This window comes from Bacillus sp. AFS098217, assembly GCF_002551815.1.
Lineage (GTDB): Bacteria > Bacillota > Bacilli > Bacillales > Bacillaceae_G > Bacillus_A.
The window spans coordinates 1-13,869 of record NZ_NVPR01000125.1 but is presented as its reverse complement, the minus strand read 5'-3'; the positions used below and the strand labels follow the sequence as shown (position 1 = coordinate 13,869).

The following is a 13,869-nucleotide window of genomic DNA, read 5'->3' as shown; positions in this document are numbered from 1 at the left end:
ATGTGGCAGAAAAAGGACCCGACCGTTTCTATGCATGGCCAGATGTTCTCTCTCCTCAAAAGAGGGGTTTTATGTCGGTTTTTTAATTGATGTATATATAGAAAAGAGCATGTTTTTCGATTATGAAATAGGAAAAGCATATTAATTGCTGGAAACTTATTTGTATGTTATATAATATATTGGGATTACATCACAACCGTAGTGGATTGTGATGTAATCTCATTTTCATTTGTGTTAACTTACAGGAAAACATTATAAATAGGAGAAATTTACTTGAACAATAGTTAGCATATCTTTTCTTATTCTTATATGTTCCGATATGATCGTTAACTTATACATGATGTTAAAATATCGAATTAGATAGGTGGTAAAAATAAAATGTCAAATACGAAACCGTACAGAGTGTTACTGTACTACATGTACACTACAATTGAGAATCCTGAAGAATTTGCTGCTCAGCATCTAGAATTTTGTAATTCACTTGAGTTAAAAGGAAGAATTCTTGTAGCAGAAGAGGGAATTAACGGGACTGCTTCAGGTACTGCCCAGCAAACAGAGAAATATATGGAAACAATGAAGAATGATCCGCGTTTTGCTGGAATCGTTTTTAAAGTAGATGAAGCAGATGGGCATGCGTTTAAAAAAATGCACGTGCGTCCTCGTAAAGAGCTTGTTACACTTCGATTACATGATGATATTAATCCGAAAGAAACAACAGGAAAGTATTTAGAACCAAAAGAGTTTTATGAAGCAATGCAACAAGAAAATACGGTTGTAATCGATGCAAGAAATGACTATGAATTTGATTTAGGTCATTTTAGAGGTGCGATTAAACCTGATATTAAATCATTCCGTGAATTACCTGACTGGATTGATGAAAATAAAGAAATGTTTGAAGGTAAAAAGATTTTAACGTATTGTACAGGTGGTATTCGTTGTGAGAAGTTTTCAGGCTGGTTAGTTCGAGAAGGTTTTGAAGATGTAAGTCAGCTTCATGGCGGAATTGTAATGTACGGAAAAGATTCTGAAGTACAAGGTGAACTATGGGATGGACAATGTTATGTATTTGATGAGCGAATTGCGGTTCCTGTGAATCAAAAAGAACATGTTATTGTTGGTAAAGATCACTTTACAAACGAACCTTGCGAACGCTATGTAAATTGTGCAAATCCAGAATGTAACAAAAAAATCTTATGCTCAGAAGAAAATGAACACAAATATTTACGTGCATGCTCACACGAATGCCGTGTACACCCGCGCAATCGTTATGTAAAAGAACATGAATTAACAGAAGAACAAGTAGCTATTGCATTAGAAAAAATTGAAGCAGAAAATCAAGTGAAATTAGGATAATCGTTCACTTTAATAAAAAACGGATCTTATCGTAAACGAGGGGATCCGTTTTTTTTTATTTCTATTTAGATAATAAAAAAGATTGCACATTGCTTGTTTGAAACAGCTTGTTTATATAGTTTTTGAATTTCTAAAAAGTAACTATAGGTATATTCTAATATTTCATTCGGGTCATCATCCTCAACAAGTGGATAAAGTTGTTCATCCATTAAATCTTGAAAGCTGTACATGTTATTGAAATCAGATGCACTTAAGTCTTTTATTGCCAAATAAGCTTCTTCGACTTCACTAGCTGTAAGGTAAAACGTACCGAGAGAATCGTTATCTATGATGGAATCATTAAGAGGTACAACATGTCCAAGTGGTGGTTCGCCTCCGCCAATCTCACCACATAAAATAAAATGAAGTAGTTGCCAGGACTTATCGATATCTAAATCAGATTCTTTAAAATAAATATCTAACTCATTGTTTTTGATTTTACTTAATTCCTCATCTGTAACTAATACATACTGTCCAATCATCCCCATAATAGCCAGCTCCTCTAAAGATTTTGAATTTAGTATATCATATTTATGTAGGGTTTTTTTGGGGGATAGAAGAGGATTATAACTCATTTATTGATACTTGCTAAAAAGAAGCGCGGCTACTTACTCTTGTTATAATCAGATCTTGTTAAACCGTAAACAACAGTATCTTTATATGTATAATATAGTTATGCTATAAGAAAGTAAAATTTTCATGTTTTGAAAGAGGGGAAGACGTTACTTTTCTCGTTCGTAGTCGACGAAAACAACAGCTTGAGAAAAATGGTCTTGTTATTCGTAGTATAAAGGGAGATTTCTCATTTATCCCACAATTAATCATCAAAACTGAATCCGTAGATCCATTCGATTTAATATTATTTTCAACAAAAACTTATCATTTAGAAGAAGCAATAAACGATTTGAAGCCATTTGTTGGTGAGAAGACAATTATTATACCACTACTATAGCCCATCTATCTGCATTACAACGGGTATTTGGCGAGGATAAAGTTATTGGAGGTTTGTGTTTCATCGAAACAACATTAAACGATGAGGGAAATGTTGTTCAAACTAGCTCTACTGACCGACTTGTATTTGGGGAAATTAAACATCTACATACAGAGAGAATACAAGGGATTGCCGATACATTAAAGGGTACAAAAGCAAGCTTTGTTTTGAGTAATCATATCGTGCAAGATATGTGGCATAAATATTTATTTATTATTTTAAGCGAGAAGACCCCCCGCCTCAAGCGCGAAAGCGGTAGGCGGGGGAAGAATCGCTATTTTTTTGTTTTTTCAAACATTTCTATTGAAACATATGTTCGTATTTGGTATATTTTTCATATACCAAATACGAAGGGAGTGTGTTCGATGAAAAAAGCGTATTTTTCAAATCGAATCTATAAGAGTGGATTACATCCAAAATATGTGGAAGCCATAGGATATACTCTTTTCCTATGGAATCGTGCTAAACATTTTGCCTTTCAAACACAAGTATTAGAAAAGCGTTCGGGTATTTCTAAACGCTCTCAAAGTGTGCATATGACGATCAAATCACGTTTCTCCCTGAATGACTATTATGCAAATAGTGCTGTACAGGAAGCGAATGCCCTCCTTTCTTCTCAGACAGAATTACAGAAATTATACATAGAGAATAAAAAAGAACAAATTCATGCGGTGAAGAAGAAAATCAAACAAACGAAATCAAACTTGACTGTATTACGTAAAATAAAACAATCTTTCATCAAGGGAAAGCCAAAGTTTAACAAAACATCAAAAGAACAACAAATGGGACGATATTTTGTTGTTCAATTTAAAAATCGAACGGACCTCTACTATCATGCCTACCAATTTGAGCACACTTATATAGATCCGGAAATCAAACATTTGCAATCGAAGCTAAGGAAGCTTAGATTTCGATTCGATCGATTACAAAAACAACTCGATAGCTTAACAAACAAAGTTTCTTCAGCTGTCTTTGGAAGTAAGAAATTATTTCAAGCACAACATACTGTAGAAAAGTATAAGGAAGATCATCAGCTTTGGAAACATGATTTTACACAAGCTCGTTATCAAAACATGTTGATTTCAGGTCGAAAAGATGCGAGATCAGGCAACTTTGTTTTTACCTACAATCCAGACACACAATTTCTTCGCTTCATCACACCAAATGGCATAACCATTGAAATCTCTCATCTTACCTTTCCTTATGGACAAGACCAAGTAAATCATGCGGTTCAAACACAAGGGGACTGTACAAATAAAAAGAAAGCTGGAAAACCGATTGGTTGGGCAATAGAAGACCACGGTGCGTACTATATTTTTAAATGCGTAATCGATGGGGACGAAAACCCCAATCAAAACTTCAGTAAATCCGGCGGTGTCATTGGGGTAGACTGTAATGTTGACCATTTTGCATGGGCAAATATCAATAAAAAAGGACAACTTATCAAAATAGGTACATTCTCCTTTGATTTAGAAGGAAAGACATCTGGACAAATCACGAAAATCATCGAATCAGAAACGATTGCACTAGTAGATTTAGCTGTAAAAACAAAGAAACCCCTTGTAGTTGAAACATTAAAACTAACAAAAGCAAAGGTGAAGAACCCATATGGAAACAAAAAAGCAAACCGGATCATCAGTATGTTTGCCTATCGAAAAATGATTTTAGCTATTCAAAGCCGGGCTAAGAAAATGGGTGTCGCTGTATTTGAGGTGAATCCAGCGTACACTTCTCAAATGGGTAAAATGAAATATATGAAACGCTTTGGTATTAGTATTCATCAAGCAGCATCTTATGTCATTGCCAGAAGAGCAATGGGCTTTAAAGAAAAACTTCCACCGGTGTTGCATTCTCTACTACCGGAGAAGATGGTAGGTCTACATCACTGGGCGCAGTGGAAGTATTGGTCTAGAATCCTATCTGATTTGCGCGTTCATGCCTTCTATCAGATGGAGTTTTCGAATGACGACAAGATTCGTTCCATCAACGAACTTTTTCCTCCCGGTGCTCTTACAGACTGGGAGGAAAAAGGTTTGTCTCAGTTTGAAAACAGAAGAATCATACTTTGTTGAATGGGTATGGTCGGCTAAGTGTTTTGTCTTAGTTGTTCCTATGGGGAATCCCCTTCCTCAAACATTTCTTAGCATGTTAGGTAGGGGTAGTTCAATTGAAGAAGCAGCACAGATTATGACAGCATCTGGAGCCCCAATTCAGGATAATATTGTTGACGAACATATGAAGACGATTGAGAAGATTTCATATGATATGAAATCTTCTATGCAGCGGGATATGGAAAAAGGTTCATCTATCGAAGTAGAGTACTTACAAGGATATTTATTAAAATTAGCAAAACAATTTCATATAGATGTACCATTGTTAAAGATTGTTTATCAAAATTTAAAAATTTACGAAGAATAAAGGTGTTTAAGATTGAAAGTCGATATTATAAAAATAGTATCGGCTTTTTCAAATTAACTTAAAGATAGAGTAATAATTCCTATCCGTTTAAAGGAAAGTTTGGAGGAATGAAATGAATCGACTAAATTTTAAGAAATTTGAAGGAACAGACTTTAAGGAGTACTTTTAACTAGTTGACCTGAAAATTTGTCAGAAAAAAATACCTTTAAATATATCATTCTTCTTAGGCGAACTTGATCGGATACATTATGTTCATTTATAAAGTACTATCCTACATAATCATCACAATTTTTCTATTTCAAAAAAATTAAACTATTGTTAAAAAATTTTTATTTACTTTTTTTAAATAAGGGAGTATGATAATCGACAGTTTCAAATTTCTAAATCGCTGAAACCTGATGGTATGGGGGAACCGTTTTTGTGGATTGATACATAATCCAAGGGGTGAATCCTTGCAAGGTAGGGCTACTCAATGGCCCGAATCCGACAGCTAACCTCATAAGCGTTATATGAGAAGGAAGGTGGAGCTTGTGCGACAAAAAAATTGATGTCTACAAGTTTATTTGTTATGAACTTGTAGACATTTTTTTATTTTCGGAAAACCTGTCTTTTATTAAGGGTTTTATTTAACTAACAGAGAAATAAATGCATAAAATTATTGGAGAGTGAAGGTCAGTGGTTTCTTCCATAAAAAGATTCTTAATCGGTCGGCCATTAAAATCAACCGAATTAGGAGAGCAAAAACTTAACAAAACGAAAGCATTAGCTATTCTTTCTTCTGATGCTTTATCATCAGTTGCATATGGTCCAGAGCAAATATTGATTGCTCTAACTACAGTCGGCACGTTAGCATATTGGTATTCCATTCCGATTGCAGTTGGAGTGTTAGTTCTGTTAACGGCTCTTATTCTGTCTTATAGGCAAATCATCTTTGCATATCCTCACGGCGGAGGAGCGTATGTGGTATCAAAAGAAAATTTAGGTGTCAATCCGGGATTAATAGCTGGAGGCTCCTTGTTAGTAGACTACATTTTAACTGTGGCCGTAAGTGTATCTGCGGGTACGGATGCACTTACATCTGCTTTTCCTAGTCTACATGCTCATAATGTGGTTATTGCCATCATATTTGTGTTATTTATTACAATCTTGAACTTACGAGGTGTAACGGAATCAGCTTCTGTTTTAGCTTATCCGGTATATTTATTTGTTTTAGCATTATTTATATTAATCGGTGTAGGTATATATAACATTGCAACAGGTGCAGTTCCATCTCATTTACATACGCCAATTGGCACACCAGTAGCAGGAATTAGTTTATTTATACTTTTAAGAGCATTTGCATCAGGTAGTTCTGCTTTGACTGGAGTTGAAGCTATTTCCAATGCAATTCCAAACTTTAAAGATCCCGCTCCTAATAATGCTGCTAAAACGTTACTTGCGATGGGGGCCTTACTTGCGTTGCTATTTTCGGGAATCGTATATTTAGCTTATTATTATGGCATTGCTCCTAGTCAAGAGGTAACAGTTGTCTCACAAATTGCTGAAGAAACATTTGGACGGCATTTTATGTATTTCTTTATTCAAGGAACAACAGCAGTGATATTAATCCTTGCTGCTAACACTGGCTATTCTGCTTTCCCCTTACTGGCAGTTAATCTTGCAAAAGATAAGTTCATACCAAGAATGTTTACAGTTAGGGGAGACCGATTAGGGTATTCTAATGGAATTATCATACTTGGGATTGCTTCAATTATTTTAATTATTGCTTTCCAAGGGCAAACAGAACATCTTATTCCACTTTATGCAGTAGGCGTGTTTATTCCATTTACGTTGTCCCAGTCTGGAATGGTAGTTAAATGGATTCGTGAAAAGCCTCAAGGATGGATTTTAAAATTAACGATCAATTTAACGGGTGCTATTATTAGTTTTATAGTTATGAGTATGTTCTTTTTAACTAAATTCTCACAAGTTTGGACAGTCTTGATTTTCCTACCTATCATTATTTTTGTGTTTCACCGAATTAGAAAGCATTATGAAGCGATAGGAGACCAATTAAGTCTTACAACTTGTGAGCCAATTATTCCAATTGAAGGGAATGTAATACTTGTACCAGTGGCTGGTATGACTCATGTAGTAGAGAACTCGTTAAATTACGCTAAATCTCTTTCACCAGATCAAATCATTGCTGTTTACGTTTCTTTTGAAAGAGAAGATGAGAAGAAATTTGAAGAAAAATGGAAGAAATGGCAGCCTGATGTTAGATTAGTGACACTGCACTCTCATTATAGAAGTATTATTCAGCCATTAACTAAATTTATTGATACAGTTCAATACAAAGCAAGTGAATCAAATTATCGGGTTACTGTAGTAATACCGCAATTTATTCCTAAGAAGGGTTGGCATAATATTCTTCATAACCAGTCTAGCTTATTGATTCGTGCCTTCTTGCTTTATAAGAGAAATGTAGTTATTACAACTGTACCTTACCATTTGAAAAAATAAAGATTAATAGATTTCTAAGGTAGCTTTACGTGGATAAAGCTGCCTTTTCTTATATGTGAGGAATAGAAATGTTCTCTATTCATTTAGATGGTCGAATTTTCTAGAATAAAGCTGTATAATGCTTGTAAGTACAATGTATGTGATAAAAGGGAAATAATAGGAAAGGATATGTAATGAGTTACTATGGATAAAGAGAAACAACAATTAAGTGTTGAAGTTGCGAGATTATACTATCAATCGGATTATAGCCAACAAGAAATTGCTAATAAGCTGAATATTTCGAGGCCAACTATCTCGAGGTTGTTAAAATATGCAAAAGAAAAGGGATTTGTTCAAATTAATATAGCAGATCCATTTGCTGATTTAGATAATGTCGGAAACCTGCTTAAAGAAAAATATAATTTGTTAGAGGCACATGTCGTGTTTTCTCCGATACCAGAGTATGCGACGATTACGGAATATATTAGTAAATATGCTGCTGAGTATATGGAGAAAACTGTTACAAATGGTGATATCGTCGGGGTGAGCTGGGGAACGACAATGTATGAAATCGCTAGAAAAATTGTACCACAGCATGTAAAAGGAGTGGAGGTTGTCCAATTAAAAGGAGGCATCAGTCATTCAAGTGTAAATACATATGCGAATGAGACAATTGCTTTATTTGCAGATGCTTTTCAAACGACACCGCGAAATTTACCGCTCCCAGTTATATTTGATAATGCAGTGACAAAGGAATTAGTGGAACAGGATAGACATATCCACCATATTATTGCAATGGGAAAACAAGCGAACATTGCAATCTTTACTGTCGGAACTGTTCGAGACGAAGCGTTATTATTCCGATTAGGTTATTTGGATAAGGACGAAATGGATCTATTGAAAAAGCAAGCTGTTGGTGACATTTGTTCACGCTTTTTTGATGGAGACGGCAATATTTGTAGCGAAGAAATTAATCAGCGTACAATTGGAATTGATTTAGAGGAGTTACGATTAAAAAAACGTTCTGTTCTCGTTGCTGGAGGATCTAGAAAAGTGAAGGCAATTGATGGTGCGTTAAGAGGTGGATATGCAAATGTATTAATTATAGATCAGCATACCGCAAAAGAATTGTTACATTATCAAAAAGATTAGAAATAGAAGGCTCTCTCAAAAGTAGTATTTTGAGGGAGCCTTTTAGTTTAAATAAAGAATTCACTAAAAAAGATATGAACAAAATTTCAAAAGTATGTTTACATTTGTTCAAGTAAGAGTTAGAATGAAGTTGTTAAAAGATATGAGGAGTGAAGAAAATGAATATTGCAAAGTTAATTGATCATACAGTTTTGAAACCGGATACTAAAAAAGAAGATGTTATGAAAGTTTTAGAAGAAGCAAAGAAATACAATTTCGCTTCTGTTTGTATTAATCCAACATGGGTAAAATTAGCTGCTGAAGAATTAGCAGGACATGATGTGGACGTTTGCACAGTTATTGGATTCCCTTTAGGTGCAAATACGACTGAAACAAAAGTATTTGAAACAAAAGATGTGATCGCAAAAGGCGCAACTGAAGTAGACATGGTAATCAATGTCGGTGCTTTAAAAGATGGAGAAAATGAACTTGTTGAAAAGGATATTTATGAAGTTGTACAAGCTGCAAAAGGAAAAGCGCTTGTAAAAGTTATTATTGAAACTTGTTTACTAACAGATGAAGAAAAAGTGCGTGCTTGTGAATTATCTGTAAAAGCTGGTGCTGATTTTGTAAAAACTTCAACTGGATTCTCAACTGGTGGAGCGACTGCTGAAGATATTGCATTAATGCGCAAAACAGTTGGAGAAAATGTTGGCGTGAAAGCATCTGGTGGCGTTCGTACACGTGAAGATGCAGAAAAAATGATTAAAGCTGGAGCTTCTAGAATCGGAGCAAGTGCTAGTGTTGCAATTGTATTAAATGATAAAGAAGGCGCTTCAGATAACTATTAATTCATAAAAAGTTGGGAGTAATGGATACACAAATTGTCAAAGAGCATGGTGTATCTATTACTTTAATATTTAAAAAATATGTAAGCGGATACGGGAAAAGGGGGGAGTTTTATGAAGTACTTAATAGGTATTATAGGCCTCGCAATTATTTTAGGTATCGCATGGCTTGCTAGTAATAATAGAAGAAAAGTTAAATATCGTCCTATTATAACGATGATTATATTACAGTTCATTTTAGGCTTTGTATTATTAAATACAAGTGTAGGGAACATACTAATAGCTGGAATTGCAGATGGTTTTGGACAATTGTTAAAGTATGCTGGAGATGGTATTAACTTTGTATTTGGCGGTTTGGTCAATCAAAAAGAATTTTCATTCTTTTTAGGGGTATTAATGCCAATTGTGTTTATATCGGCCTTAATAGGTATTTTACAGCACATTAAGGTATTGCCGTTTATTGTGAAATACATTGGTTTAGTTTTAAGTAAAGTAAATGGAATGGGCAAACTTGAATCATATAACGCTGTGGCTTCAGCAATTTTAGGACAATCAGAAGTATTTATCTCTGTTAAGAAGCAGCTAGGTTTACTATCAGAAAGAAGATTATATACACTATGTGCGTCTGCGATGTCGACAGTTTCTATGTCTATAGTTGGATCCTACATGGTGTTACTAAAGCCTCAGTATGTTGTAACCGCTCTAGTATTGAACTTATTTGGAGGGTTTATTATCGCTTCTATTATTAACCCTTATGAGGTTACTGAAGAAGAAGATATGTTAGAAGTACAAGAAGAAGAGAAAAAGAGCTTTTTTGAAGTATTAGGAGAATATATAATAGATGGTTTTAAAGTTGCGATTACAGTAGCTGCTATGCTAATTGGATTCGTTGCTTTAATTACTTTCATTAATGCTATTTTTAAAGGAGCAATTGGTATCTCATTTCAAGAGATTCTTGGTTATGTATTTGCGCCATTTGCATTTATTATGGGGGTTCCTTGGCATGAAGCTGTTAATGCCGGTAATATTATGGCGACGAAACTTGTATCAAATGAGTTTGTAGCTATGACAGACTTGGCAAAAGGTAACTTCAATTTTACAGGAAGAACGACTGCTATCATATCGGTGTTCCTTGTTTCATTCGCAAATTTCTCTTCAATCGGAATTATTGCTGGTGCTGTTAAAAGTTTAAATGAAAAACAAGGAAATGTGGTAGCAAGATTTGGTTTGAAACTACTTTTTGGTGCAACTTTAGTAAGCTTCTTATCAGCAACAATAGTTGGATTAATATATTGAGAGTTTAATAAGTTTACCCTTTGCAAATTATATATACATCAATTAAAAAAACGACATAAAACCCTTTTTTTAGGCAGGAGAGAGTATCTGTCCATGCATAGAAGCGGTTAGGACCTTTTTCTGCCACATGCGAAGTAACGAGTGTATGTTACTTTTTATTCTGCATAGCAGGGATTTAGATGTCGAAAAATGAAAATGGATTTATATAAAACAAAAAGGATTGGTGATTAGGATGAGAATGGTAGATATTATTGCGAAAAAACGTGATGGTAAAGAGCTAACAACAGAGGAAATTCGCTTCTTTATTAAAGGATATACAGATGGATCAATACCTGATTATCAAGTGAGTGCATTGGCAATGGCGATCTTTTTCCAAGACATGTCTGATCGTGAACGTGCGGATTTAACGATGGCTATGGTTGAGTCTGGGGAAACAATTGATTTATCAGAAATCGAAGGGGTTAAAGTAGATAAACATTCAACTGGCGGTGTTGGTGATACAACAACATTAGTTTTAGGACCATTAGTAGCTGCTTTAGATGTACCAGTTGCAAAAATGTCTGGACGTGGTCTAGGGCATACAGGTGGTACGATTGATAAATTAGAAGCAGTAGAAGGGTTCCATGTTGAGATTACGAAAGAGCAATTTATTGATTTAGTGAATCGTGATAAGGTTGCAGTTATTGGGCAAACAGGAAATTTAACTCCTGCTGACAAAAAAATATATGCACTACGTGATGTTACCGGAACTGTGAATTCGATCCCATTAATCGCAAGTTCGATTATGAGTAAAAAAATTGCAGCTGGTGCTGATGCAATTGTTCTTGATGTTAAGACAGGTGCAGGTGCATTTATGAAAACAGAAGAAGATGCGAAAAAATTAGCACATGCAATGGTACGAATCGGAAATAATGTTGGTCGTCAAACAATGGCCGTTATTTCAGACATGTCGCAACCGCTTGGCTTTGCGATTGGTAATGCTCTTGAAGTGAAGGAAGCAATTGATACCCTAAAAGGGGAAGGTCCAGAAGACTTAACAGAGTTGGTACTTGTATTAGGAAGTCAAATGGTTGTACTTGGTAAAAAAGCTGATACATTAGAAGAAGCTCGTGAAATGTTGAAAGAAGTTATGAAGAATGGAAAAGCGATTGAGAAATTTAAAGAGTTCTTACACAATCAAGGTGGAGATAGCTCGATTGTAGATCATCCAGAAAAGTTACCACAAGCAAAATATGTAATTGATGTGCCAGCTAAAACTTCAGGTGTTGTGTCTAATATTGTGGCAGATGAAATTGGTATTGCTGCTATGCTTTTAGGAGCAGGCCGTGCAACAAAAGAGGATGAAATTGATTTAGCGGTTGGTTTAATGCTGCGTAAAAAAGTTGGCGAAGCTGTAAAAGAAGGGGAACCACTTGTTACGATTCATGCAAATCGTGAAAACGTGGAAGATGTAAAAGCTAAAATTTATGAAAACATTTCTATAGCAGAAAAGGCGGAAACTCCTAAATTAATTCATACAATTATAACTGATTAATCATTCATAGGATTGAATTTGCTTTGAGGAGGAAATCACATGGATAAAAAAAGATACATTGAAGAAGCGACAAAGATGTTAGAAAAAGCTTATATTCCATATTCAAAGTTTCCTGTTGGTGCAGCGTTAGTTACGAAAGAAGGTAAAATTTATACAGGTTGTAATATAGAAAATGCTTCTTACGGTTTATGTAATTGTGCCGAAAGAACAGCAATATTTAAAGCAGTATCAGAAGGGGAGCGCGAGTTTAGTTATTTGGTAATCACGGGTAAAACAGATGGGCCGATTTCACCATGTGGAGCTTGTAGACAAGTCATCGCGGAGTTCTGTGATCCTAAAATGCCAGTGTTATTGACAAACTTAAAAGGTGATGAAAAAGAAGTAACAGTTGAGCAATTGCTGCCAGGTGCATTTTCGATAGAGGATTTAGTCTAGTTATAATCATAAAGATTAAAAATTAACTATGATGTATATAGAGCCAGCTCTATATACATCAATTTAAAAACCGACATAAAACCCCTCTTTTTAGGTGGGAGAGAGTATCTGGCCATGCATAGAAACGGTCAGGGCCTTTTTCTACCATATGCAAAGTAAAAACAGAACGAGCAAACGAGTGTAGGTTACNNAAAATGGATTTATATAATTAAAAAAGCGCATATTTTTTACATCAATGGTTCATCTTCCTATGCACATTGCGTAGAGAGATGAACCATTTTTCATACTGAAAAAAGTTATGTAAAGCATCGTTCTTTTAAAAAATTGTAAAAGCAATAGGTGCTATAAAATTAAAACTAATATTGAGTATTTGTTAGATCCTTCTTACAGGGATAGATATCTATTCTCTTGTTTGTGAGTTATATGCTGAAGGCGTTGAACATTCATGCATTTCAAATGTTCGGAATTCTAATAATCAGACTATGGGGAGTAGGTAAGTTGACCTAGAATGGCTCGCGCGGATGCCGCTGTACAAGCCATTCTAGATCAGGATGTTTTTTGGAAATGTAGTTAATGAATGTTGTTTGATTCATAGTAAGCTTTCATATTAGTTTGTTGCTGTAGTGTTTTTTAGTAAGAGTGTAAATCAAAATTTATCCCGCATTAACGNNTTAAAGTTTCACTTTATAAAATACATACCATTTGTTGTATCCATTTTAAGGACTCTTTAAAATTAAGAATTGGCATTAAGTATCTTATAATTTTTATGATTCACTACTGTTCTATTAAATTCAACAGTACCACCACTTACACCTATAATTTCTACTAGTACAGATTCATTATATAGTTTTACTACTGAACCTGTTATTTTTACACTTCCACGTTGAAATAGTATAGTATCTCTTACATTTGCTTTCATAGTACCACCTCAAAAAATAGAAATATTTTCATATTATATATATTAAACCATGTATTGTTGCATTAGTGAATAATTAATTTTATTTATCAAATTGAAATGAAACTATAGGATTACAGCGAGACACAAAAGAAGAATGGAAAAGTCTATTTTCTTCATTTGCAAGAAAAATAGACTTTAATCATACCTCCTTTTTTAGAAAGCGAAAATACACCTTTTTTTATGTGAAATTTCCTTTTTACAGTCAGAAAATTTTTCTAGATTAGAAGTGGTGTTATTCATTGAACAAAAGATATAATATGTGCCACATGTATCATGTAATAAGGATTATATAAGCATCCTATTGTGAAGGTGTAAAGATTAAGCGTATAATATTATAGGTCTAAAGCATATAAGACGAATTGTGAATGATAAAGTGAAACTTTAA

At 34.5% G+C, this 13,869-nt stretch carries 11 protein-coding genes, 1 pseudogene and 1 riboswitch; of the genes and pseudogenes, 10 read left to right on the top strand and 2 right to left on the bottom strand.

The features are described 5' to 3' along the window. Positions 1-378 precede the first annotated feature (378 nt). Complete coding sequence (trhO, locus tag COO03_RS23410) at positions 379-1,353, top strand: oxygen-dependent tRNA uridine(34) hydroxylase TrhO (protein WP_097899404.1); 975 nt, start codon at positions 379-381, stop codon at positions 1,351-1,353. Between the two features lie 65 nt (positions 1,354-1,418). On the opposite strand, the gene COO03_RS23405 is transcribed toward trhO, so the two are convergent. After that, positions 1,419-1,880, bottom strand: a complete 462-nt coding sequence (locus tag COO03_RS23405; protein ID WP_097899403.1) for a YfbM family protein — start codon at positions 1,878-1,880, stop codon at positions 1,419-1,421. A 218-nt stretch (positions 1,881-2,098) separates the two neighbouring features. On the opposite strand from COO03_RS23405, the pseudogene COO03_RS23400 reads away from it, so the two are divergent. The 9 genes and pseudogenes from COO03_RS23400 to COO03_RS23360 all read left to right on the top strand — a co-directional run. After that, positions 2,099-2,631: pseudogene (locus COO03_RS23400) on the top strand (2-dehydropantoate 2-reductase N-terminal domain-containing protein); the annotation flags it as partial. Positions 2,632-2,748: 117 nt separating this feature from the next. After that, entirely contained in the window at positions 2,749-4,455 is a 1,707-nt protein-coding gene (locus COO03_RS28055; RefSeq protein WP_240520150.1) for an IS200/IS605 family accessory protein TnpB-related protein, read from the top strand. Then, entirely contained in the window at positions 4,346-4,801 is a 456-nt protein-coding gene (locus COO03_RS27850; RefSeq protein WP_230322513.1) for a ketopantoate reductase C-terminal domain-containing protein, read from the top strand. Before COO03_RS28055 ends, COO03_RS27850 begins: the two co-directional genes overlap by 110 nt. 376 nt (positions 4,802-5,177) lie before the next feature. Continuing rightward, positions 5,178-5,322, top strand: a riboswitch (cyclic di-AMP (ydaO/yuaA leader). Between the two features lie 154 nt (positions 5,323-5,476). Continuing rightward, positions 5,477-7,303, top strand: coding sequence for an APC family permease (locus COO03_RS23385; RefSeq protein WP_097899402.1), 1,827 nt, complete (start codon positions 5,477-5,479; stop codon positions 7,301-7,303). 183 nt (positions 7,304-7,486) lie between these two features. Then, entirely contained in the window at positions 7,487-8,434 is a 948-nt protein-coding gene (locus COO03_RS23380) for a sugar-binding transcriptional regulator (protein WP_097899401.1), read from the top strand. Positions 8,435-8,592: 158 nt separating this feature from the next. Further along, positions 8,593-9,264: a deoxyribose-phosphate aldolase gene (gene deoC / locus COO03_RS23375; RefSeq protein ID WP_097899400.1), complete on the top strand. Its 672-nt coding sequence runs from the start codon at positions 8,593-8,595 to the stop codon at positions 9,262-9,264. Between the two features lie 111 nt (positions 9,265-9,375). Next, a complete protein-coding gene (locus tag COO03_RS23370; protein ID WP_097899399.1) occupies positions 9,376-10,557 on the top strand; it encodes a NupC/NupG family nucleoside CNT transporter in 1,182 nt (393 codons plus the stop codon). Between the two features lie 232 nt (positions 10,558-10,789). Further along, positions 10,790-12,091: a pyrimidine-nucleoside phosphorylase gene (locus COO03_RS23365; protein ID WP_097899398.1), complete on the top strand. Its 1,302-nt coding sequence runs from the start codon at positions 10,790-10,792 to the stop codon at positions 12,089-12,091. 39 nt (positions 12,092-12,130) lie between these two features. After that, positions 12,131-12,526 (top strand): cytidine deaminase, encoded by a 396-nt coding sequence (locus tag COO03_RS23360; RefSeq protein WP_097899397.1) that lies wholly within the window; start codon positions 12,131-12,133, stop codon positions 12,524-12,526. A gap of 733 nt (positions 12,527-13,259) precedes the next feature. Here COO03_RS23360 and COO03_RS23355 read toward each other — a convergent pair. Continuing rightward, the gene (locus tag COO03_RS23355) at positions 13,260-13,445 is read right to left on the bottom strand and encodes a DUF2187 family protein (RefSeq protein ID WP_097899396.1); all 186 of its coding nucleotides are present in this window, start codon (positions 13,443-13,445) and stop codon (positions 13,260-13,262) included. Between the last annotated feature and the right edge of the window lie 424 nt (positions 13,446-13,869).

What these genes read in the sequence shown, in the direction of transcription:
- trhO (WP_097899404.1), top strand. Translation starts at nt 379, where the DNA reads ATGTCAAATACGAAACCGTACAGAGTGTTACTGTACTACATGTACACT.
- COO03_RS23405 (WP_097899403.1), bottom strand. Translation starts at nt 1,880, where the DNA reads ATGGGGATGATTGGACAGTATGTATTAGTTACAGATGAGGAATTAAGT.
- COO03_RS28055 (WP_240520150.1), top strand. Translation starts at nt 2,749, where the DNA reads ATGAAAAAAGCGTATTTTTCAAATCGAATCTATAAGAGTGGATTACAT.
- COO03_RS27850 (WP_230322513.1), top strand. Translation starts at nt 4,346, where the DNA reads ATGACGACAAGATTCGTTCCATCAACGAACTTTTTCCTCCCGGTGCTC.
- COO03_RS23380 (WP_097899401.1), top strand. Translation starts at nt 7,487, where the DNA reads ATGGATAAAGAGAAACAACAATTAAGTGTTGAAGTTGCGAGATTATAC.
- deoC (WP_097899400.1), top strand. Translation starts at nt 8,593, where the DNA reads ATGAATATTGCAAAGTTAATTGATCATACAGTTTTGAAACCGGATACT.
- COO03_RS23370 (WP_097899399.1), top strand. Translation starts at nt 9,376, where the DNA reads ATGAAGTACTTAATAGGTATTATAGGCCTCGCAATTATTTTAGGTATC.
- COO03_RS23365 (WP_097899398.1), top strand. Translation starts at nt 10,790, where the DNA reads ATGAGAATGGTAGATATTATTGCGAAAAAACGTGATGGTAAAGAGCTA.
- COO03_RS23360 (WP_097899397.1), top strand. Translation starts at nt 12,131, where the DNA reads ATGGATAAAAAAAGATACATTGAAGAAGCGACAAAGATGTTAGAAAAA.
- COO03_RS23355 (WP_097899396.1), bottom strand. Translation starts at nt 13,445, where the DNA reads ATGAAAGCAAATGTAAGAGATACTATACTATTTCAACGTGGAAGTGTA.